The following is a 20,319-nucleotide window of genomic DNA, read 5'->3' as shown; positions in this document are numbered from 1 at the left end:
AGCCTGGCTTTGGGGCGTTCAGGCCTGGCCCAGTAGTGCGCTCAGTACCGCGTCCGCCAGCGCCAGGCAGCTCGTGAGGCCCGGTGATTCGATGCCGAACAGTTCGACGAGGCCGGGCGCGCCATGCTCCCGCGGGCCGAGCAGCATGAAATCGGCGGCGGCCTGTTCGGGGCCGTGGATTTTCGGCCGCACGCCCGCATAGGCGGGCAGTAGCGCGCCATCCGGCAGGCCGGGCCAGTAACGGCGCACGGCAGGGTAGAACGATTCCGCGCGCGTCGGCGTCACGCCGTAGTCCGGCGCATCGATCCATTCCACGTCGGGGCCGAAGCGGGCTTGGCCGCCCAGGTCCAGCGTCAGGTGCACGCCCAGCCCGGCGGCCTCCGGGATCGGGTAGATCAGGTGGCGGAACGGGGCCTTGCTCTGCAGCATGAAGTAATTGCCTTTGGCGAAGTGGGCCTTCGGCAGGCGTGCCGCTGCCAGACCGCCAAAACGGCGGGCCAGCGGCACCGCGCCCAGGCCGGCGGCGTTGACGACGCTGCGGGCTCGCAGCTTCATCCCCGCATTGCCACCCACCTCAAGCGCAAAGCCATCCCCGATGCGCTCGCCGCGCAGTACCGGGCTGTGGGTGACGAGCGTGGCGCCGGCCGCTTCGGCATCGCCAAGCAGGGACAGCATCAGCGCGTGGCTGTCGATGATGCCGGTGTCCGGCGACAGTAGCGCGCCGACGCAGCGCAGTTGTGGTTCCAGCGCGACGGCCTCGTCGGCGTGCAGGCGGCGTAGGCCCGTCACGCCGTTGGCCGAGGCGCTGTTGGCAATGGCGTCCAGCTGCGGCAGCTGGGCGTCGTCCGTTGCCACCAGCAGCTTGCCGGTGCGGCGGTGGGGAATGGGGCGCTCGGCGCAGTAGGCGTACAAGGCCTGGCGGCCGGCCACGCACAGGCGTGCGCGCCAGGAGTTCGTCGGATAGTAGAGGCCGGCGTGGATCACCTCGCTGGAGCGGCTGGAAATGCCGCTGCCGAAACGTTCCGTGGCTTCGAGGATCAGCACTTCACGTCCAGCCTGGGCGAGGGCGCGAGCACAGGCCAGGCCGACGACCCCGGCGCCGATCACCACGCAGTCCGCGCACTCCATCAGAAGGCGATCCGTCCGTCCGGCAGTTGCCCCGACTTTTCCAGCCGTTTTAGGCTCTGCTTGAGGTCGAGGCCGCTTGAGGTCTTGAGTTCGGTAGCGCGCTCGCCGAGCGCGGCCAGCGTGGCGACCACCGGATTACCGCCGTGGGCGAAGGCCACCACATTGCCGCTGGGGCAGGGTGGCAGCGCGAACACGCGTCCGTCGAAGGCCTCGCCCAGGCGCTTGAGTTGCGTCTTGAAACCGCGGATCTGACCGAACAGGTTGACGCTCAACAGGCCATCGGGCGACAGCCGCGCCTTGCACGCTTCGTAAAAGGCCTGGCTGGCGAGCTCGCCGGCGCGGGCATTGCGATCGAAGCCATCCACGACGATCAAGTCCCATTGGCTGTCGTCGTTGGCGACGAAATGCGCGCCGTCGCCGATCACCACCTGCAGCCGCTCGTCCTCGGGCGGCAGGCGGAAATACTGGCTGGCCACCGCATGCACTTCCGGCGCGATCTCGACGACAGTGGTGCGGGCCTGGGGCAGGTGGCGGTGGAGGAACTTGGCGATGGACCCGGCGCCAAGGCCGATCAGCAGCACCCGCTCCGGCCACGGCGCGGCCCGCAGCAGCAGGCCGGCCATCATCTCGCGGGTGTATTCGAGTTCCAGCGCGTCGGGTTTGCGGATGCGCATGGCGCCCTGCACCCACACCGAGCCGAAATGCAGGTAGCGGACGCCGGATTCTTCGCTGATATCGATGGGTACGGTCATGACAATTTAGTTGTTGCGCTGCGGTAAAATGGGCTGAAAATCATTGCGGAGCCTCACACCATGGCCACCTTCGAAAACCACGATGCGGAACTCCTGTCCATCGACCTGGAAATCGCCCGCCTGGCCCAGCTGTGCGACATCGGCCTGCTGGAGCCCGGCGTCGCCGAGGGCGTGCTGCGCGGCGACAAGAGCCTGTGCCCGTCAGACAACCCGGTCGCCTGGGAAAAGCTCCGTGGCCTGCTGGTGCTGCATTATCACGTGGTCAGCGAAGTCGCGGCGACCGATGGCGTCGAAGCAGCGGCCAACAGCGTGCGGCGGGCGCTGGAGCAGGTCATGGGGCGCATGAACCCGCAACAGCGTTAAAAGCGTTCAGTTGGCGCTATCCGCCTGCATCGGGCTGTAAGGGCGCGCGGTGTAGCGGAACAGGGGCTGCCGGCCCGGCTCCACGTCCACCTTGACCCAGCCCATGAAGGGCGAACCGAAGGTTTCCAGGCGGGTAAAGTTCTTCACCACCTCGCCGCTGGCCGGGTCACGCAAGGGCTGGTCGATGCGCTGGAAGTGCGTGTCGCCATGCACCAGCACGACTTCGCCGGCAAACTGCTGCGTTTCGGCAAGGATCTGTTCCAGCAGCGCCCGGTAGCCTTTGTTGGGCTTGCCCTGGCTGAATTCCTCGATGTCCGGGTTGGCCTGCATCGCCAGCACCACGCCTTCCAGGCCCTTGCTGCGGGCCAGCGCAAAGCCGTCGGCAATCCAGGCCTTTACCGCCGCGCTGCGTTGCACGAACTCGTCGCCGGGCTGGCTGCCGCGGCCGTAGTTGTTGTCGCTGCCCGGTACGTTGAGGGACAGGAACAGCACGGGACCGATCTGCCAGCGCAGGTTCTCGCGGTAGGCGGCATGCTCGGGCACGCCGGCCTGGGACTCCACCGCCATCGGGTGCTGCCCCAGCGTCTTGCCCGGCTCGGCAAAGAACAGCCTGCGTAGCGTGGCAAGCCGTTCAAGCGGATCGAAGGCGCCGTTGCTGCTGCGGTGGCAGTCCGTCCATTCGTTGTCGCCAAAGGCGAAGACGAGCGGGTGGAAGCTACTCTGGAACAGGGCCAGCCGGTCCTCGAACAAGGCATCGTCGCAGCGCTCGCCGCCGTTCTTGATGTCGCCGTCGTGGAGCACGAACTTGAGCGGCTCGGTGTTCATTTCGGCGATCAGGCCGGGCAGGGCGAGGCGTTCGAACCGGTTGTACGGCGTGTCGCCGAACAGGCCGAAGCTGAACGGCTCGGCGGCGGACGCCGACAGCGCAAGCAGCGCGCCGGAGCAGGCGACGAGGGCGAGGCGGGCGAAGGGCTTCATGCGGTCAGGCGTTTGAGTTCGTAGAGGGCTTCTAGGGCTTCCCGCGGCGACAGGGCATCTGGGTCGATGCCAGCCAGTGCGCCGAGCACCGGGTGGCCGGTGGTCTCGGGTTCTTCCGGCGGCAGGCTGGCGAACAGGTCGGCCTGCGGGCCGGCGCTGATCTCGCGGTTCTCCAGCGCACGCAGGCGGCGTTTTGCGTCGCGCACCACGGCCGACGGAATGCCAGCCAGTGCGGCCACCTCGATCCCGTAGCTCTGGCTGGCCGGCCCTTCCTCCAGTGCGTGCAGGAAGACGATGCCGTGGTTGTGCTCGACGGCGTCCAGGTGCACGTTGGCGCACTCCGGGTAGTCCTGGGCCAGGCGGGTGAGCTCGAAGTAGTGGGTGGCGAACAGCGTCCAGCAGCGGTTCTTGTCGAGCAGGTGGCGGGCAATGGCGACCGCCAGCGCGACACCGTCGAAGGTGGATGTGCCGCGGCCGATCTCATCCATCAGCACCAGGCTCTGGTCGGTGGCGCCGTGCAGGATGGCGGCCGCCTCGGTCATCTCGACCATGAAGGTGGAGCGCCCGGAAGCCAGGTCGTCCGATGCGCCGATGCGCGTGAAGATCGCATCGACGGGCCCGATGCGCGCCGCGCTCGCCGGCACGAAGCAGCCCACGTGCGCGAGCAGTACGATCAGCGCGACCTGGCGCATGGTGGTCGATTTACCGCCCATGTTGGGGCCGGTGATCAGCAGCATGCGGCGGGTCGGATCGAGGCGGGTGTCGTTGGCGATGAAGTTTTCCACCTGCCGTTCGACCACCGGATGGCGGCCGCCGACGATCTCGATGCCGGGCTGCTCGCTGAACGCCGGCATCGCGTAGTTGTAGCGCGCCGCCGCTTCGGCAAAGGCCGACAGGCCATCGAGCAGCGCGCAGGCGCGGGCGATGCGCTGGAAACGCGGAATGTCGCCGGCGAGCTGCTCCAGCACGCCTTCGTACAACAGCTTTTCGCGGGCGAGGGCGCGCTCTTGGGCCGACAGGGCCTTGTCCTCGAAGGCCTTCAGCTCCGGCGTGATGAAGCGTTCGGCGTTCTTCAGGGTCTGGCGGCGGCGGTAGTCTTCCGGCAGTTCGCCCTTGGCGGCGTTGGCCGCGGAGATCTCGATGTAGAAACCGTGAACGCGGTTGAACTCGACCTTCAGGTTGGCGATGCCGGTGCGCTCGCGCTCACGGGCTTCGAGTTCCAGCAGGAAGGCGCCGCAGTTGGTCTGGATGCCGCGCAGTTCGTCCAGGTCGGCGTCGAATCCGGTAGCGATCACGCCGCCGTCGCGCAGCACGGTGGAAGGTTCCGGTGCGATTGCGCGACTGAGGAGGTCGAGAGCGTCGTCCGGCGTGGCCAGCTCGTCGAGCATGTGCCCGAGCAGCGGTGCCTGCGGTGTGCCGAGGGCCGCACGCAGTTCGGCCAGGCGGCCGAGGCTGTCGCGCAGCGCCGACAGATCCCGCGGACGGGCGCTGCGCAGGGCGACGCGGGCGGTGATCCGCTCCACGTCCGACACGCCGCGCAGGATGCGGCGCACCGGCTCCACCGGGCCTTCGCCCAGCTCGCCGACGGCCACGTGGCGGTGGGCTGCCGCGGCGCGGTCGCGCAGCGGGTGGTGCAGCGCGTGGCGCAGCCAGCGGGAACCCATGCTGGTCGCGCAGGTGTCGAGCAGCGACAGCAGGGTCGGGGCCGCCTCGCCGCGCAGGGTTTCGGTGAGCTCGAGGTTGCGCCGGGTGGCGGCATCCAGGCGCAGGTAGGCGCTGTCCCGCTCGGCGGTGAGGGCGGTGATGTGGGCCAGGGCCTGGCGCTGGGTGGCGCGGGCGTAGTCGAACAGCGCGGCGGCGGCGGCCAGGGCCACCGGCATCTCGTCGGCGCCGAAGCCGGCCAGGTCGCGGGTGCCGAAGTGGGCGGTGAGCAGGCGACGCGCGGTTTCGGCGTCGAACTGCCAGTCGGCCAGGCGGCGCAGGCTGGGGGCGAGATGCTCCAGCAGCGGCAGGCGCAAGCCGTCGGGGATCAGCACCTCGGCTGGGCGCAGGCGCTCGAACTGGGCGGCCAGTTGCGGTGCATCGCATTCGAGCACGCGGAAATCCCCGTTGGCGAGGTTGAGCCAGGCCAGGCCCAGCACGCCCCGGTGCAGGTTGACGGCCAGCAGCGGCGCGTCGGCCTTGTCGTCGAGGAGGGCCGCGTCGGTGAGCGTGCCCGGCGTGACGATGCGCGATACCGCGCGCTCCATCGGCCCCTTGGTGGCGCCCGGGTCGCCAACCTGTTCGGCGATGACCACCGACTCCCCCATCTTCACCAGCCGCGCCAGGTATTGCTCGACGGCGTGGTGCGGCACACCGGCCATCTTGATCGGCTGGCCGGCGGAGCTGCCACGGGTGGTCAGCGTGATGTCCATCAGCCGCGCGGCTTTCTCGGCGTCTTCAAAGAAGAGCTCGTAGAAATCGCCCATCCGGTAGAAGAGGAGGGTGTTGGGGTGCTCGTACTTGATGCGGATGTATTGCTGCATCATCGGCGTATGGCCGTGCAGGAGCTCTTCGAGCGACTTCTGGCTGCCCGTTTGTTCTTTTGTAGTCAATCTGTTACCCAGCTCTTCGTAAAACGCGCCCGGCCTGCGGGCGACGGAAAATCGTGCCGGTTGCGCCGTGCGGCGTAACTTTTGGCGTAACCCGACAGTCTACCGGGGCAGGCGGTGCTGATCCACGGCGGCATTGCATCTTTTCCATATACGGGCAGGAGGTGCGGCAGATGCCCAGGTTTCCGGATGACTACGGCAAGGGTGGCCGGGCACGGATGCTGGCGGATATTGCCGACGAACTGGCGGCCACCCGCTGGGAGACGGGGCAGGATGTGCTGGACCCACGCGTGCTGGCCGCCATGGCGACGGTGCCACGGGAGGTCTTCGTGCCGGATGACGTGCGTTACCTCGCTTTTCGCAATGGGCCGGTGGGCATCGGCCACAGCCAGACGATCTCACAGCCCTTCATCGTGGCGTTGATGACCGAGCTGCTCGCGCCGCGTGCGGGGCTGACGATCCTGGAGGTTGGCACCGGCTCGGGTTACCAGACCGCCGTGCTGGCCGAATTGGCAGGGCAGGTGTTCAGCGTGGAGATCATCGCGGCGCTGGCGCATGAGGCGGGGCCTCGCCTCGCCGGCCTTGGCTACGCCAACGTGGAGGTCCGCCATGGCGACGGCTACGAAGGGTGGCCGGAACACGCGCCCTACGACGGAATCATCGTCACCGCGGCTGCGCCCGCCGTGCCGCCGCCCTTGGTCGAGCAATTGAAGCCGGGGGCGCGGCTGGTCATTCCGGTGGGTTTCAATCACGCCTTCCAGACCTTGAAACTCATCGAGAAGCACGTGGGTGGCGGCATTTCCAGCCGTAACGTGCTGACCGTCGCCTTCGTGCCGCTGACCCGGAATCTACGGGACGACTGAGCCATCATGCACGTCCGCTTCCATTTCCTCGGTGTGCTGGGCCGTTTTCTGCCGAGGCCGCAGCGGGGGCGTCCGCTGGATGCCGAGCTGGTTGCGACGGCGACGCTCAAGCACGCCGTCGAGGTGCTCGGCGTGCCACATACGGAGATCGGCGCCGTGCTGGTCGATGGCAGGCCAGCCGCGCTGAAAGGCAGGCTGGAGGAGGGCGCGGAAGTCCGGGTGCATCCGGCGGATGCCTCGACGATGCCGCCGGGTGATCTGCGCTTCATCGCTGACGCCCACCTCGGCGCGCTGGCCCATCGGCTGCGCATGGCGGGTTTCGACACCCTGTTCCGCAACGATTTCGCCGACCCGGAAATCGCCGCTATCGCCGAGCGCGAACAGCGCATCGTGCTGACCCGCGACCGGGCGCTGTTGATGCACAAGGCGATCGCCCGTGGCTGCTACGTGCATGCGCTCAAAACCGATGCACAGTTTCGCGAGCTGGCCGCCCGGCTGCCGCTGGCGCCGGCCTGCCGGCCGTTCTCCCGCTGCCTGGAATGCAATGCGCCGCTGCATCCGGTGCCGAAGGCCGACGTGCTGGTGCAACTGCCCAAATCGGTTCGCCTGAAGCACGAACGCTTCACCCGTTGCGAGGGTTGCGGGCGCGTGTTCTGGGAAGGTTCCCACTGGCGGCGCATGCGCGGCCTGCTGAGTGCCGTACTCGATTGCGCGGACGGCGACGTTCAGGCAGGGCGTCCTGGCGCCTCAGACGCTATAATTCGCGATTACTCGTTTTCATCCAACGGAACCGCTGTGCACAAGAAAATCCTGATCCTCGATTTCGGCTCCCAGGTCACCCAGCTCATCGCCCGCCGCGTGCGCGAGCAGCAGGTGTACTGCGAAATCCACCCGTACGACGTGTCGGACGATTTCATCCGTAACTTCGCGCCCCAGGGGATCATCCTGTCCGGCGGCCCGAACTCGGTCTACGAGGCCACGGAATGGAAGGCGCCCCAGGCCGTCTTCGAGATCGGCGTGCCGGTGTTCGGCATCTGCTACGGTATGCAGACCATGGCCAGCCAGCTCGGCGGTAAGGTCGAGAGCTCAGGCAAGCGCGAGTTCGGCTATGCAGAGATCCGCGCCCGCGGCCATTCCGAACTGTTCCGCGGTATCCAGGACCGGACCAACGACGAAGGCCACGGCCTGCTGGACGTGTGGATGAGCCACGGCGACAAGGTCACCGAGCTGCCGCCGGGCTTCAAGGTCATCGCCTCCAACGAGTCCACGCCGCTGGCCGCGATGGCCGACGAAGTGCGCAAGTTCTACGCCGTGCAGTTCCACCCGGAAGTCACGCACACCATCAAGGGCAAGGACATGATTGCCCGCTTCGTGCACGAGATCTGCGGCTGTGAGCACGACTGGAACATGCCGGACTATGTGAACGAAGCCATCGAGAAGGTCCGCGCCCAGGTCGGCAGTGACGAGGTGATCCTCGGCCTGTCCGGCGGCGTCGATTCCTCTGTGGTTGCCGCGCTGCTGCATCGCGCGATTGGCGACCAGCTCACCTGTGTGTTCGTGGACAACGGCCTGCTGCGTCTCAACGAAGGCGAGATGGTCATGCAGATGTTCGCCCGCAACCTGGGCGTCAAGGTCATCCACGTGGACGCCACCGAGCAGTTCATGGGCCACCTGAAGGGCGTCTCCGATCCGGAAGCCAAGCGCAAGATCATTGGCCGCGAGTTTGTCGAAGTCTTCCAGGCCGAGGCCGCCAAGCTGCCCAGCGCCAAGTGGCTGGCCCAGGGCACCATCTACCCGGACGTGATCGAATCCGCCGGCGCCAAGACCGGCAAGGCCCACGCCATCAAGAGCCACCACAACGTCGGCGGCCTGCCGGAAACCCTCAATCTCAAGCTGCTCGAACCGCTGCGTGAGCTGTTCAAGGACGAAGTCCGCGAACTGGGCATCGCCCTCGGCCTGCCCCACGAGATGGTCTACCGCCACCCGTTCCCCGGCCCTGGCCTGGGCGTGCGCATCCTCGGCGAAGTGAAGAAGGACTACGCCGACCTGCTGCGGCGCGCCGACGCGATCTTCATCGACGAACTGCGTGCCGCGGACTGGTACGACAAGACCAGCCAGGCCTTCGCCGTCTTCTTGCCGGTGAAGAGCGTCGGCGTGATGGGCGACGGCCGCACCTACGAATACGTCGTCGCGCTGCGCGCCGTGCAGACCCAGGACTTCATGACCGCCCACTGGGCCGAACTGCCCCACAGCCTGCTCGGCAAGGTCAGCAACCGCATCATCAACGAAGTCCGCGGTATCAACCGCGTGGTGTACGACATCAGCGGCAAGCCGCCTGCAACGATCGAGTGGGAGTGATCCACACGGTGCCGACGCCTGTCGGCAGCAATCAGCAAACCAGCGAGAACCCCGGCACTGCCGGGGTTTTTGCTTTCTGGGGCTGAGTCCGCCCTGACGGATCGGAAAGCGCTGGGTGGTATGTTGCTGCGCACGCCGGGGGGCCCACTCTTGATCCAGCCCAATATTTGCGTCGATACGACGGTGGTAGACTACCCGCCTCGGGCTTGATACTTGAATACGATGAGTTCATATCCGATCGACGTGATCAATGAGGCGTTGCACGCCCACGACCCCGACTACGCTTACTGGCTGGAGCGCGTCAATGCCTTGCTGAGAGATCCGGCCAACTTCCTGCACCGCAAGGCGCTGGAGCATACGCGGGACTATCTCGAGGATGCTTCCGGGCTGACAGATGGCGTCAGCGGCCATCCTCCCAGCGACGATTGCCAATAGCCCCACCGGCTGGAGGGTGCCGGCCATGGACAAGGATGTCGAGCGTTATCACCGGAACTGGCGCGACGAGCAGGATGGCGCGGCGCTGTATGCCGGACTGGCCCGGGCCGAAACGGACCCGGTACGCCAGGATCTTTTCCAGCAACTTTCCCAGGCCGAGCTGAGCCACGCTGCTCATTGGCGCGGCAAACTCGATGAAGCAGGTGTCGGCGTCGAAGCCCATGCGCCGGGGCTGCGCACGCGGATGCTGGTGTGGCTGGCCCGGCGTTTCGGGCCGCGCTTCGTGTTGCCGGCCCTGGCCACGGCGGAGTTTGCGGACCGCGACAAGTATGCCGGCCAGCCCGATGCGGAGGCTTTGTCTGGGGAGGAGCGTTCCCACGCGGCGATCATCGAGGCGGTCAATCGGCGGGGCGGGCATGTCGGCGCCGATATCGCGCGGGCCGAGCGTTGGCATGGGCGCGGTTCCGGCAACGAGCTGCGTGCGGCTGTGCTCGGCGCCAACGACGGCCTGGTGTCCAGCCTGTGCCTGGTGATGGGGGTTGCCGGTGCGGGGGCCTCGCCCAATGCCATCCTGCTGACCGGTCTGGCCGGCCTCATCGCGGGGGCGGTGTCGATGGCGCTGGGGGAATGGCTGTCGGTAACCAATGCTCGCGAATTTGCGTCCGCCCGCGTCGCCCAGGAGCGTCAGGAGCTGGAGGAAAACCCGGAGGCCGAGCGCAAGGAGCTGGCGTTGATCTTCCAGGCCAAGGGCCTGGCCCGCGAGGATGCCCAGCGAGTGGCCCACGACATGATGCGCGACCGGGATACCGCCCTCGATACACTGGTGCGAGAGGAGCTCGGCATCGATCCTGCGGAGATGGGCGGCAATCCGTGGAGCGCCGCGGCGGTGTCCTTCGCGCTGTTTGCGGCCGGTGCAATCTTGCCGGTGCTGCCGTATTTCTTTACCGGCGGCCCGCCGGGCATGGCCTGGAGTTTGTCCCTCAGTGCGGCGGGCCTGGGGGGGATAGGGTTGGCAACATCCTTGTTCAGTGGGCGGAGCCCCGTGTATTCGGCGGCGCGGCAGATCCTGATCGGTGTGGCGGCGGCCGGCGTCACCTATGGCAGCGGGGCGCTGATCGGCGTGTCCATCGCGTGAAAGGCATGTCCTGCATGGAGTTCCGGTAGACGGAGACTCATGCTGGACGCGGGAAGGAGGCGGTCAAAAATGCGTATCAGCTTCTTTGGTGCGGCCGGCGAAGTCACCGGCTCGTGTACGCTGGTGGAAACTGGCGATGTGCGTTTCCTCGTGGATTGCGGCATGTTCCAGGGCGGTGGCGAGGCCCGCTTGAAAAACCAGCGCGCGCTGGATTTCGGTTTCGATGTCCGCAAGATCGACTTTGTGCTGCTGACCCATGCCCACATCGACCACTCCGGGCTGTTGCCGCGCCTGGCTGTGCTGGGCTTCCGTGGCCCGATCTACGCGACACCGGCGACGATGGACCTGCTCGAAGTGCTGCTGCTCGACAGCGCCCATATCCAGGAGAAGGAATCCGAGTGGCAGCTGCGTCACCAACGGCGCAGCGGCAAGAACGGGCGGGGCGTGCATCCACCCTTGTATACCGTGGCCCAGGCCCAGGCGACTCTGCCGCTGCTGCGGCCGGCGGCCTATGGCCAACACATCCAGCCGGCCGAAAGCATACAGGTGTGTTTCCACGATGCGGGCCATATCCTCGGTTCGGCCTGGCTGGAAGTGACGGTTGGTGGAGAAGGCAAGCCGCGCAAGCTGGTGTTCTCGGGCGACCTGGGGATGCGCGACCGGCCGGTCCTGAACGATCCCGAGCCCGTCGTGCCGAGCGCCGATGTGCTGCTCATCGAGTCGACCTACGGCGATCGTCTGCACCGGCCTCTGCAGGAAACGGAAGACGAGATCGTCGCGGCCTTCGGCAGAACCCACGCCTGTCATGGCAACCTGATCATTCCGTCCTTCGCAGTGGGGCGTACCCAGGAGATCATCTACATTCTGGCGGATCTGGTGCGCCGGGAGCGCTTGCCGCCACAAAAGGTGTATGTGGATTCGCCGATGGCCAACGAGGCCACCCGCATCACGCTGGCCCATCCGGCGCTGCTCGACAATGAGACCCACGAGCTGACCGCCTGGCTGCGGGAGCACCCGGACAGGATGAAGGTGGAGTTCGTCGCGGACGTCGAGGCGTCCCGCGCCCTCAACGAAGTCCGCAGCGGTGCGGTGATCATCTCCGCCAGCGGCATGTGTGAGGCGGGGCGCATCAAGTATCACCTGCGCGAGAACCTGCCGCGCAGCGAGTGCAGCGTGCTGATCGCCGGCTTCCAGGCCGCCGGAACCTTGGGCCGCCGACTGGTGGACGGGGCACGGCTGGTGCATATCTTTGGTGAGGCTGTGCCGGTCCGGGCGCGTATCTATACGGTTGGGGGCTTGTCCGCCCATGCGGACCAGGCCGGGCTCATCGGCTGGCTGAAGGGCTTCCATTCGCCGCCGCGCCACACCTTCGTGGTTCATGGCGAGGCCGGTGCGGCAGTCCACTTTGCCGAGGCGCTCGAGGCGCAATTGGGCTGGCGCGATGTTCATGTGGCGCAGCAAGGGGAGGCCGTCAGCCTGTGAGTGGAGGGAGGCTTGCATTGCCCATCTTCTTGCCCAGGATCAAAGTCAGCAAGAAATAACTGAGTAAACTGCTCAACAATATGAATGAGGAGCAGTGATGGCGAAGAAATTTCCGCTGCACCCGGCCCATCCGGAGCGCATCTGCTGGGGCTGCGACAAGTACTGCCCGGCGGAATCCCTGGCCTGCGGCAACGGATCGGGGCGCACCCTGCATCCGGCCGAGATGCTCGGCGACGACTGGTATTGCCATGGGGACTGGGGGTTCGACGTGTCCGACGACGCCACTTCCGTCAACAAGGCCGATTAGAGGGGCAGAAGCAGCCCGTCGCCGTCCGCCCGGCCGGATGCCGTCGGTGAACGAGACGAATTGCTCGGTTCAAATCTTGTCGGTGAGGGCCCGCAGTAGATCGAGGGCGGGCTTGAAGCGCAGGCCTTGCACTGCCGCCGCGACAGGTTCGATCCCGGCGGCGCCAAAGCGCGACACCAGTGCCGCATGCTGAGCCTCGAAGTCACCAAGCGCTGCGAAATCGTTGTTTTGAATGCTTGTCATCAGGTGGGCGAGGGCATCGTCGGTAATCGGATCGACGCCATCATGAGCCACCGTTGCGGGTGGTGGCGTCAGCCAGGGGCTCGCCGCGATGAAGAGATGCTGCACTGCCGTTTCGAGCTGGCGCAAATCCGCTGCGCCCGCCGCCGCGTCGCCGGCCTCGTAAGCCGCTTCAAGACGTGTGGCGAGCTCCGCCACCCTCACCGCCGACAGGTTGCCGGCGCCGCCCCTGAGCTTGTGCATGCGCTGCCGGGCTGCGTCGAGATCCTGCCGGGCGAGCGCCGCACGGACTTCGTCGGCGACATTGGCGAACTCGTCACGCAGCTGCCCGAGGGAAGACAGGAACAGCGCGCGATCTCCGAGCAGACGCCGGCTGGCTGCCGCCGCGTCAATGCCCTCGATGTTGGGAAACGCGGCTGGAGTTTCCACCAGAGCCTTGGGGGCGGGGGGCTTGCCGGCCCCGATAGCCTGGCCCGCCCAGCGCCGGGCCGTCGCCACCAGGGTGTCGAGCTCGAAGGGCTTGGTGAGGAAGTCGTTCATGCCGGCCTGCATGGCCCGCTCCCGTTGGCTCGGCAGGGCGCCGGCGGTTAGCGCGACGATGGGAAGGTCCGTCAGTGCGAGCTCGACCCGGATGGCCCGCGTTGCGTCGATGCCGTTCAGTTCCGGCATCTGGACGTCCATCAGTACCAGGTCGAAGTTGCCCGGCGAAGTCTTGAGCGTATCGATGGCTGCCTGGCCGCTCTCTACAGTCTGGCAACGGGCACCTTCCAGTTCCAGCAGCCGGCGGGCGATGTCGAGATTCACGGGGCTGTCGTCCACCACCAGTACCCGCATGCCCGCCAGCCGGGGGCCTTCGCTTTCGGCGAGCTTTGCCGGCAGGTCCCGGGGGAGCGTGTCGTCTACCTCGAAGGGCACCGTGAACCAGAACTCACTCCCTTCACCCAGGTGGCTGTCGACGCCGATCTGCCCGCCCATCAGCGCCACCAGCCGGCGGCAGATCGCCAGCCCCAGGCCCGTGCCGCCGTAGCGGCGCTGGGTTGATTCGTCGGCTTGTGCGAAGGCCTCGAAGACGCGCTCCAACTGCTCCGGGGCGATGCCGATGCCCGTGTCGCGAACTGCGAAGCGCAAGGTGACCCTGCCCGCCTCTGCCGAAAGCGTTTGCACGGAGACAGCCACACGTCCCTTGGACGTAAACTTGAGCGCATTGCCGGTCAGGTTGTAGAGCACCTGGCTGACCCGCTGGGCGTCGCCGATCAGCGTGGCACCGACTTCCGGCAGTGGTGCCCACTCGAGTGCAATGCCCTTGGCCGCCGCTACCGAGGACAGCACATCGACCAGATTGCTGATTACGTTGTGCAGGACAAAGGGGCTGTGCTCCAGCTCAAAGTGGCCAGCCTCGATCTTGGACAGGTCGAGCACGTCGTTGATCTGCTCCAGCAGGCCGCGCCCGGCGGTTCGCAGATTGCGTACAAGTTGGCGCTGGTCCTCGTTCAGAGGGCTGCGTTCGAGGACCTGTACCGACCCCAGGATGGCGTTGAGGGGCGTGCGGATTTCGTGGCTCATTGTGGCCAGAAAGGCGCTCTTGGCGGCACTGGCCTGCTCGGCGGCCTCCTTGGCAGACAGCAGTTCACGCTGGCGCTCGGACAACTCCGCGGTGCGTGCCTCGACTTCCCGTGCCAGATCCTGGTTGTAGTTGATCAGGCGCTGCCGGCTGTCTTCCAGCGCCGTTTCGGCGGCCTTGCGGGCCGTGATGTCCTCGATTGCGCCGGTCACATAGCTGACGGCACCGCCGGCGTCGAGTACGGTGGATGCGGTGATGTGTACCCAGGCGATCTGTCCGTCTTTGCGGATGAAGCGCTTCTCTGCGTCGTAGAGATGTCCGCCAGCCAGCAGGCGGGCGATCCGTTCGCGGTCTGCCGGCAGATCGTCCGGATGGGTGATGTCCATGGGCCCCATGCCGTTGAGCAGTTCCTTCCGGCTGTAGCCAGTGATCTGGCAGTAGCGTTCGTTGACATCCAGATAGCGGCCACGGGCATCGAGCTGGCCAGCCCCGACCGCCATGTTCTCGAAGAAGCTGCGGAATCGCGCTTCGCTTTCCCGCAATTCCTCTTCGTGTAGCCGTCGTTCCGTGACGTCGAGCACGACACCGCTGATGCGCAGCGGTGCGTGCCCCAGCTCTTCTCGCGATGCGTGGCCGGAAGCCGCCAGCCAGTGCAGCGAACCGTCGGGCCACACGACGCGGTACTCGCAGCGGTAGACCGTGCCGTTCGAGATGGCATCGCCCAGGGCGGCTTGCATGATCTCCCGGTCCTCGGGATGAATGCGGCGGACGAAATCTTCCAGCGGTATGCTGTTGCGGGGCTCGATGCCGAACAGCTCCAGACAGCGGGCCGAAGCGACCACCATGTTGGTCCCTATTTCAAGGCTCCAGGTGCCGAGGTCGGCGCCGGCAATAGCCAGCGTCAGTGCGTTATCCCGTTCGACGACCAGTTCTTCAAGCTGCGTGCGGTGTTCGCGCAGCGCGGCTTGGCTGGCCTGCCGGCGGGTGTTCTCGCGCCACAGAAGCAAGAAAATGGCGAGTAGCGTGAGGATGCCGAAGATGCCGCCTCGGACCAGGGTCGTGAGGGCGTGGCCGGCGGTCTGCTCCTTGGCTTCCTGGCGTTGCCGGAGCAGGCGTTTTTCTTCGTCCAGGATGTCGCTGACAGCCAGCCGGATGTCGTCCATGTGGCCTTCTCGCCAGAAATCCCGCAGGGATGCCTGGCCGGCTTCGTTACCCAGTTTCTGGCGCAGGGCGATGGTGAGGTTCATGCCCGCCAGCTTTTCTGCGAGCGGGATCTCCAGTTCCTGCACCCGCTGTTGCTGGGCTGGATTGTCGACGGTGAGGCGCCGCACCTCGTTGAGGTGGGCGCGCAGATCGGCAAGCGCCGCCCGGTGTGCCGTCAGAAAATGCTCATCGCCGATGCCCGCATATCCCCGCTCGGCCGATTCTGCGGCGAGCAGGCTGGCCATGAACTGCTCCACCTCTAACATGACCTGCCAGGTGTGGTTTTCAAGACGGTCGGCTGCGTCAACACTGCGCAGGCGGTCGGTGACGATCCAGCCGACAATCAACAACGCCGCAATGGCAGTGCCTACCGCAAGCCGAGACAGCCAGCCGAAACCGCCGGAGGGAAGGCGGTCAAGGACGATGCCGAGGGCGAGCAGCACGAAACCGAGCGCCGTGTGTCCAGCCATGTCGCTGTACGGCCCGAGGCGATAGAAGGATTCGACATCGAAGAGATAGCCGAACACGGCCGTCAGTCCGAGAAAGCCTGCCAGCCCGGCGGCGTAGCGGCACAGCCGGTTGCCCAGAGGACTGCGGCCGGCTGCCAGGGCCAGGCCGCTCAGGGTCAGGCACATCGCCGATGCGGCAGACATCCGCCCCGATGTTTCGCCCGTACCGCGACGGAAATCGATGATCACGTTATCCAGCCCCAGGTCGATCGCGAAGATCTCCTGGACACCCAGGGCCAACCCGAGCAGTGCCAGTCCGAGCCCCATTCCGCGGGCAAGCTGCTGAGTGCCTGTGCGGGTAACACAGAACAGGGCGATCCCGGCCAGTATGAAACTCGCCGCGGTGTTGGCCTTCATCGACGCCAGCCCCGGGCTCAGCGAGCGCACGGTGGGGATGTCCGCATACCAACCGGCGAGAACCACGACGCCGAGGAGCGTGACGCATCCGGCAAGAATGCGGATGACGCGGGTGAGCCGGTGTGAGTCGACTGGCTCGACGAAGCTTGCGGTCTGTTGCATCGGCTCGCCCTGACGGAAGAAAACCTTATCTGGCGTACCGCCTTCCGGTTGATCCTCAGGCCGTGGAGCGCTCAGCCGTATCGACCCGCTTCGCGGAGGGCGACAGCAACACCTTGTCCACTCGGTTACGGTCCATGTCCATGACCTCGAAACGCCAGCCGGCGGCTTCGAAATGATCGGTTGGCGCAGGCACCCGGCCCAGCGCATACATCAGGAACCCGCCCAGGGTATGGAAAGAGCGTTCTTCCTCGCCAGGCAGATCGTCGGCGATGTCGAGCCCGGATTTCAGGCGTTCGATGCCCACGTCGCCATCCACCAGCCAGGAGCCGTCTTCCCGCTGCAGCATGTCCCTGTCCTCCGGCGCGTCCGGCACCGACAGCTCGCCGACGATCGCGGCCAGCACGTCGGTGAGGGTGACCAGGCCTTGCACGTCGCCGTACTCGTCGATGATGAGTGCGAACTGCAGTTTGGCCCTCCGGAAGCTCTCCAGCAACTGGGTCGTCGTCACCGATTCGGGCACGAACAGCGGTGGATGCAGCACGGATTCCACATCCGCGACCGAGATGCCGTGGCCCGGCAGCGCTTTCTTTAACAAATCCCCGGTCTGCAGCACGCCAACCACGTGTTCGAGGCCGCCGCGGCACACAACCAGGCGGGAGAACTCGGTATCGACGATACTCTGGCGGATCGTGGCCTCGTCTTCCTCCAGGTCGATGAGCGACATGTCCCGGCGCGGCGTCATGATCGACGAGATGCGCTGTTGGTCCAGGCGCAGCACGTTGGAGACGATCTCCTGCTCGCTTTCGTGAAAGACCCCGGCTTCGGCGCCTTGTTCCATCAGCACCTTGATTTCATCATCGGTGACCGGCGGTTCCTCCTTGCGGCGGGCCCCGACGATGCGCAGGATGGCCGAGCAGGAGCCGGACAGGATCACCACCAGCGGATGGGTGACGCGGGCCAGCAGCAGCATCGGCCGGGCGATCAGCGAAGCGATGCCTTCCGGTGCCAGCAGGGCCAGGCGCTTGGGCACCAGTTCGCCGACCACGACGGAGAAGTAGGTCAGGCCGATTACGGTGATGGTCAGCGCGATACCCTTGGCGTAAGGGGCGAGGAGGGGGATGCCGGCGAACATTGCGGCCAGCGGATCAGCGACTGCGGCTTCGCCGATCGCGCCGTTGAGAATGCCGACCAGCGTGATGCCGACCTGGATGGTGGACAGGAAGCTGGACGGTTCCTGATGCAGGGCAAGGGCCGCTTCGGCCCCCAGGCTGCCGTCGTCGGCGAGGTTTTGCAGGCGCGCCTTGCGGGACGACACCACGGCGATTTCGGACATGGCGAAAACGCCGTTGAGAAGAATGAGCAGCAGGACGAGGACTAAATCCATCAGGTAAGCCGCCCTGCGGGACTGCAGGCGGCTTGTGTGTTGGGACGGCCTGCATTCTAACGGGATGGCCCGCGGTTTGGGCCGTCCTGGTGCTCAGGACGGAGGCGGGCAGGCGCCGCGTGTGACTGAATTCTCTGTAACCTACGTACCGTTGGGTGCATGGTACGGACCAAGGCTGTAAGAAGGATGAAGATACTGATCGTCGAAGACGAGGCGAAGACCGGGAATTACCTCCGGCAAGGGCTGGCCGAGGCGGGCTTTTCCGTCGATCTCGTGCGGGATGGCATGGACGGCGTGCATGCCGGCCTGACCGACGACTATGACCTAGTCGTGCTGGACGTGATGCTGCCCGGTCTCGACGGCTGGCATGTGCTGCAGACCCTGCGCCGCGCTGGCAAGGAGATGCCGGTGCTGTTCTTGACCGCGCGGGACAGCGTGGACGACCGGGTCAAGGGACTGGAGCTGGGCGCCGACGACTATCTGGTCAAGCCCTTCGCCTTCTCCGAATTGCTGGCCCGCGTGCGCACGTTGTTGCGGCGGGGCGTCCGCAGCAAGGAGGCCGATGTGCTGCAGGTGGCCGATCTGGAACTGGACTTGCTGCGCCGCCGGGTGTCCCGTGCCGGCCGGCGCATCGACCTGACCGCCAAGGAGTTTGCGCTGCTCGAACTGCTGCTGCGCCGTCGCGGCGAAGTCCTGCCCCGTTCGCTGATCGCCTCCCAGGTGTGGGACATGAACTTCGACAGTGACACCAATGTGATCGAGGTGGCGGTGCGACGCCTGCGCGCCAAGATCGACGACGATTTCGAGCCCAAGCTGATCCGCACCGTGCGCGGCATGGGTTACGTGCTGGAACAACAGGACGCACCGTGATCCGCCGCCATTCGCTGACCTTCCGGCTGACGCTGCTGTTCGCGCTGGCGTCTACCGCGGTGCTGCTGGTGCTGGGCTTCATCGTCAAGGCTTCCGTCGAGCAGCATTTCCAGGAGCAGGACATGACGCTGCTGGAAGGCAAGCTGGAACTGATCCGCCATGCGCTGGAAAGGGTGCACAGCGCCGATGACCTGGACACGCTGGTGCAGCAAATGGACGATGCGCTGATCGGCCACCACGGGCTGGCCGTCGCGGTGACCGGCACCGACGGCCGCACGCTGTTCGCGACCCGCGACAGTCCGTTTCCGCAGGCGCTGCTGGAACGGGTCGGCAAGCCGGACGCCGGTCAGCCTTTCATGTGGGAGACGGCGGACGGGGTGCCGTTCCGTGGCATCGTCGGCACGCTGCCCAGCGGCATCGCGGGTGCGCAGCCGGAGGTCGTGGCGGTGGCCACGGACATCTCCCATCACCGGCATTTCATGGACGGCTTCCTGCACAGCCTGTGGCTGGTGGTGCTCGGCGGCAGTATCGTGACGGGGCTGCTCGGCTGGGTTGCGGCCCGCCGTGGCCTGGCGCCGCTGCGGGGAATGGGCGCGCTCGCCGCCCAGGTCAGCGCCCGCAGCCTGGACCGGCGCTTGTCGGCGGAGGCCGTGCCCGTCGAGCTGGCGGAACTGGCCGGTTCCCTCAATGCGATGCTGGGCCGGCTGGAGGAGTCCTTCCGGCGCCTGTCGGACTTTTCGTCCGACCTGGCCCACGAACTGCGCACGCCGGTCAGCAACCTGATGACTCAGACCCAGGTGGCCCTGAGCCGGACGCGCACGGCCGACGAGTATCGTGAGGTGCTGGAGTCCAACGCCGAGGAGTTCGAGCGTCTATCGCGGATGATCGGCGACATGCTGTTCCTGGCCAAGGCGGACAACGGTCTGATCGTGCCGGCCCACGAGACCTTCGAGCTGGCCGACGAGGTGGCGGCCTTGTTCGAGTTCTACGGGGCCGTTGCCGACGAACGACACGTGGTGCTACGCCTGCAGGGCAGGGGAACGGCGGGAGGGGACCGCCTGATGCTGCGCCGGGCGCTCGGCAACCTGCTGTCCAACGCGCTGCGCCACACGCCGGACGGCGGGCGCGTGGACGTGAAGATCGCGGCGGAGTCCGGAATGACCCGGCTGGCCGTCGAGAACAGCGGCGAGCCGATCCCGGCCGAGCACCTGCTACGCCTGTTCGACCGTTTTTACCGGGTCGATGCATCCCGACACAATGCCGGGGATGGCGCCGGCCTCGGCCTGGCGATCACGCGTTCGATCATCCAGGCTCACGGCGGAGAGATCCGCGTGCACAGTGCGGCCCAGGGGACTGTCTTCGAGTTCACCCTTCCGCTTGCCTGAGCAGGCCTTCCCGGCGCCGCAAGCGGCTGCGTATTCAAGTCAAAAAGAAAACCTCCGGCAGCACCGGAGGTTTTCTTTTCTTGCTGGCTCAATCAGTGCGCATCCGCAGTATTTATGCTGTGCTGCAGCATCGCACCTGAAATTCATCCGGCATGGCCCGAGTCCTGATGACAGGATTGTGAAAGGTCAAATTAAAAAAATGATATCCGCCGGAAAAGAATTCTGACAAAATCGCGGCCGAAAATTCTATCAGGCC

15 protein-coding genes and 1 pseudogene are annotated in these 20,319 nt (G+C 66.3%); 10 read left to right on the top strand and 6 right to left on the bottom strand.

Going from position 1 to position 20,319, the window contains the following annotated elements; all coding sequences use genetic code 11:
- Positions 1-18: 18 nt before the first annotated feature.
- Together AC3QL2_RS24440 and AC3QL2_RS24435 are read right to left on the bottom strand one after the other, a co-directional pair.
- The gene (locus tag AC3QL2_RS24440) at positions 19-1,128 is read right to left on the bottom strand and encodes an NAD(P)/FAD-dependent oxidoreductase (RefSeq protein WP_493234813.1); all 1,110 of its coding nucleotides are present in this window, start codon (positions 1,126-1,128) and stop codon (positions 19-21) included.
- Positions 1,128-1,880, bottom strand: a complete 753-nt coding sequence (locus tag AC3QL2_RS24435) for a fused MFS/spermidine synthase (RefSeq protein ID WP_493234815.1) — start codon at positions 1,878-1,880, stop codon at positions 1,128-1,130. Before AC3QL2_RS24435 ends, AC3QL2_RS24440 begins: the two co-directional genes overlap by 1 nt.
- A gap of 60 nt (positions 1,881-1,940) precedes the next feature.
- On the opposite strand from AC3QL2_RS24435, the gene AC3QL2_RS24430 reads away from it, so the two are divergent.
- Positions 1,941-2,243, top strand: coding sequence for a hypothetical protein (locus tag AC3QL2_RS24430; RefSeq protein WP_493234817.1), 303 nt, complete (start codon positions 1,941-1,943; stop codon positions 2,241-2,243).
- Positions 2,244-2,249: 6 nt separating this feature from the next.
- Here the strand turns inward: AC3QL2_RS24430 and AC3QL2_RS24425 are convergent, their stop codons facing one another.
- Together AC3QL2_RS24425 and mutS are read right to left on the bottom strand one after the other, a co-directional pair.
- On the bottom strand, positions 2,250-3,221 hold the full coding sequence (locus AC3QL2_RS24425) for a hypothetical protein (RefSeq protein WP_493234818.1): 972 nt from the start codon (positions 3,219-3,221) through the stop codon (positions 2,250-2,252).
- Positions 3,218-5,746, bottom strand: coding sequence for a DNA mismatch repair protein MutS (mutS, locus tag AC3QL2_RS24420; RefSeq protein WP_493234997.1), 2,529 nt, complete (start codon positions 5,744-5,746; stop codon positions 3,218-3,220). Before mutS ends, AC3QL2_RS24425 begins: the two co-directional genes overlap by 4 nt.
- 239 nt (positions 5,747-5,985) lie before the next feature.
- On the opposite strand from mutS, the gene AC3QL2_RS24415 reads away from it, so the two are divergent.
- The 7 genes and pseudogenes from AC3QL2_RS24415 (at position 5,986) to AC3QL2_RS24385 (ending at position 12,392) form a co-directional block, all read left to right on the top strand.
- The gene (locus tag AC3QL2_RS24415; protein ID WP_493234819.1) at positions 5,986-6,675 is read left to right on the top strand and encodes a protein-L-isoaspartate(D-aspartate) O-methyltransferase; all 690 of its coding nucleotides are present in this window, start codon (positions 5,986-5,988) and stop codon (positions 6,673-6,675) included.
- Positions 6,676-6,681: 6 nt separating this feature from the next.
- Positions 6,682-7,302: pseudogene (locus tag AC3QL2_RS24410) on the top strand (Mut7-C RNAse domain-containing protein); the annotation flags it as partial.
- Positions 7,303-7,470: 168 nt separating this feature from the next.
- The gene (gene guaA / locus AC3QL2_RS24405; RefSeq protein WP_493234999.1) at positions 7,471-9,033 is read left to right on the top strand and encodes a glutamine-hydrolyzing GMP synthase; all 1,563 of its coding nucleotides are present in this window, start codon (positions 7,471-7,473) and stop codon (positions 9,031-9,033) included.
- A gap of 222 nt (positions 9,034-9,255) precedes the next feature.
- Positions 9,256-9,468, top strand: a complete 213-nt coding sequence (locus AC3QL2_RS24400) for a hypothetical protein (RefSeq protein WP_493234820.1) — start codon at positions 9,256-9,258, stop codon at positions 9,466-9,468.
- A gap of 25 nt (positions 9,469-9,493) precedes the next feature.
- Positions 9,494-10,603 (top strand): VIT1/CCC1 transporter family protein, encoded by a 1,110-nt coding sequence (locus tag AC3QL2_RS24395; RefSeq protein WP_493234821.1) that lies wholly within the window; start codon positions 9,494-9,496, stop codon positions 10,601-10,603.
- Positions 10,604-10,672: 69 nt separating this feature from the next.
- Positions 10,673-12,085, top strand: coding sequence for an MBL fold metallo-hydrolase RNA specificity domain-containing protein (locus tag AC3QL2_RS24390; RefSeq protein WP_493234823.1), 1,413 nt, complete (start codon positions 10,673-10,675; stop codon positions 12,083-12,085).
- Positions 12,086-12,182: 97 nt separating this feature from the next.
- On the top strand, positions 12,183-12,392 hold the full coding sequence (locus AC3QL2_RS24385; RefSeq protein WP_493234824.1) for a DUF3079 domain-containing protein: 210 nt from the start codon (positions 12,183-12,185) through the stop codon (positions 12,390-12,392).
- 69 nt (positions 12,393-12,461) lie between these two features.
- Here AC3QL2_RS24385 and AC3QL2_RS24380 read toward each other — a convergent pair whose 3' ends face one another.
- A complete protein-coding gene (locus AC3QL2_RS24380) occupies positions 12,462-16,424 on the bottom strand; it encodes a PAS domain-containing protein (protein WP_493234826.1) in 3,963 nt (1,320 codons plus the stop codon).
- A 55-nt stretch (positions 16,425-16,479) separates the two neighbouring features.
- Entirely contained in the window at positions 16,480-17,808 is a 1,329-nt protein-coding gene (locus AC3QL2_RS24375) for a hemolysin family protein (protein ID WP_493234828.1), read from the bottom strand.
- Positions 17,809-17,994: 186 nt separating this feature from the next.
- Here AC3QL2_RS24375 and AC3QL2_RS24370 point away from each other — a divergent pair, with 186 nt between their 5' ends.
- Together AC3QL2_RS24370 and AC3QL2_RS24365 are read left to right on the top strand one after the other, a co-directional pair.
- A complete protein-coding gene (locus AC3QL2_RS24370) occupies positions 17,995-18,678 on the top strand; it encodes a heavy metal response regulator transcription factor (RefSeq protein ID WP_493234830.1) in 684 nt (227 codons plus the stop codon).
- The gene (locus tag AC3QL2_RS24365) at positions 18,675-20,063 is read left to right on the top strand and encodes a heavy metal sensor histidine kinase (RefSeq protein WP_493234832.1); all 1,389 of its coding nucleotides are present in this window, start codon (positions 18,675-18,677) and stop codon (positions 20,061-20,063) included. Before AC3QL2_RS24370 ends, AC3QL2_RS24365 begins: the two co-directional genes overlap by 4 nt.
- Positions 20,064-20,319: the final 256 nt, after the last annotated feature.

It is taken from the genome of Zoogloea sp. GW822-FHT05C07 (assembly GCF_058800215.1).
Note: the sequence above shows the minus strand (reverse complement) of the source record. Positions and strands in the feature narration are given on the sequence as shown.

What these genes read in the sequence shown, in the direction of transcription:
- AC3QL2_RS24440 (WP_493234813.1), bottom strand. Translation starts at nt 1,128, where the DNA reads ATGGAGTGCGCGGACTGCGTGGTGATCGGCGCCGGGGTCGTCGGCCTG.
- AC3QL2_RS24435 (WP_493234815.1), bottom strand. Translation starts at nt 1,880, where the DNA reads ATGACCGTACCCATCGATATCAGCGAAGAATCCGGCGTCCGCTACCTG.
- AC3QL2_RS24430 (WP_493234817.1), top strand. Translation starts at nt 1,941, where the DNA reads ATGGCCACCTTCGAAAACCACGATGCGGAACTCCTGTCCATCGACCTG.
- AC3QL2_RS24425 (WP_493234818.1), bottom strand. Translation starts at nt 3,221, where the DNA reads ATGAAGCCCTTCGCCCGCCTCGCCCTCGTCGCCTGCTCCGGCGCGCTG.
- mutS (WP_493234997.1), bottom strand. Translation starts at nt 5,746, where the DNA reads ATGCAGCAATACATCCGCATCAAGTACGAGCACCCCAACACCCTCCTC.
- AC3QL2_RS24415 (WP_493234819.1), top strand. Translation starts at nt 5,986, where the DNA reads ATGCCCAGGTTTCCGGATGACTACGGCAAGGGTGGCCGGGCACGGATG.
- AC3QL2_RS24400 (WP_493234820.1), top strand. Translation starts at nt 9,256, where the DNA reads ATGAGTTCATATCCGATCGACGTGATCAATGAGGCGTTGCACGCCCAC.
- AC3QL2_RS24395 (WP_493234821.1), top strand. Translation starts at nt 9,494, where the DNA reads ATGGACAAGGATGTCGAGCGTTATCACCGGAACTGGCGCGACGAGCAG.
- AC3QL2_RS24390 (WP_493234823.1), top strand. Translation starts at nt 10,673, where the DNA reads ATGCGTATCAGCTTCTTTGGTGCGGCCGGCGAAGTCACCGGCTCGTGT.
- AC3QL2_RS24385 (WP_493234824.1), top strand. Translation starts at nt 12,183, where the DNA reads ATGGCGAAGAAATTTCCGCTGCACCCGGCCCATCCGGAGCGCATCTGC.
- AC3QL2_RS24380 (WP_493234826.1), bottom strand. Translation starts at nt 16,424, where the DNA reads ATGCAACAGACCGCAAGCTTCGTCGAGCCAGTCGACTCACACCGGCTC.
- AC3QL2_RS24375 (WP_493234828.1), bottom strand. Translation starts at nt 17,808, where the DNA reads ATGGATTTAGTCCTCGTCCTGCTGCTCATTCTTCTCAACGGCGTTTTC.
- AC3QL2_RS24370 (WP_493234830.1), top strand. Translation starts at nt 17,995, where the DNA reads ATGAAGATACTGATCGTCGAAGACGAGGCGAAGACCGGGAATTACCTC.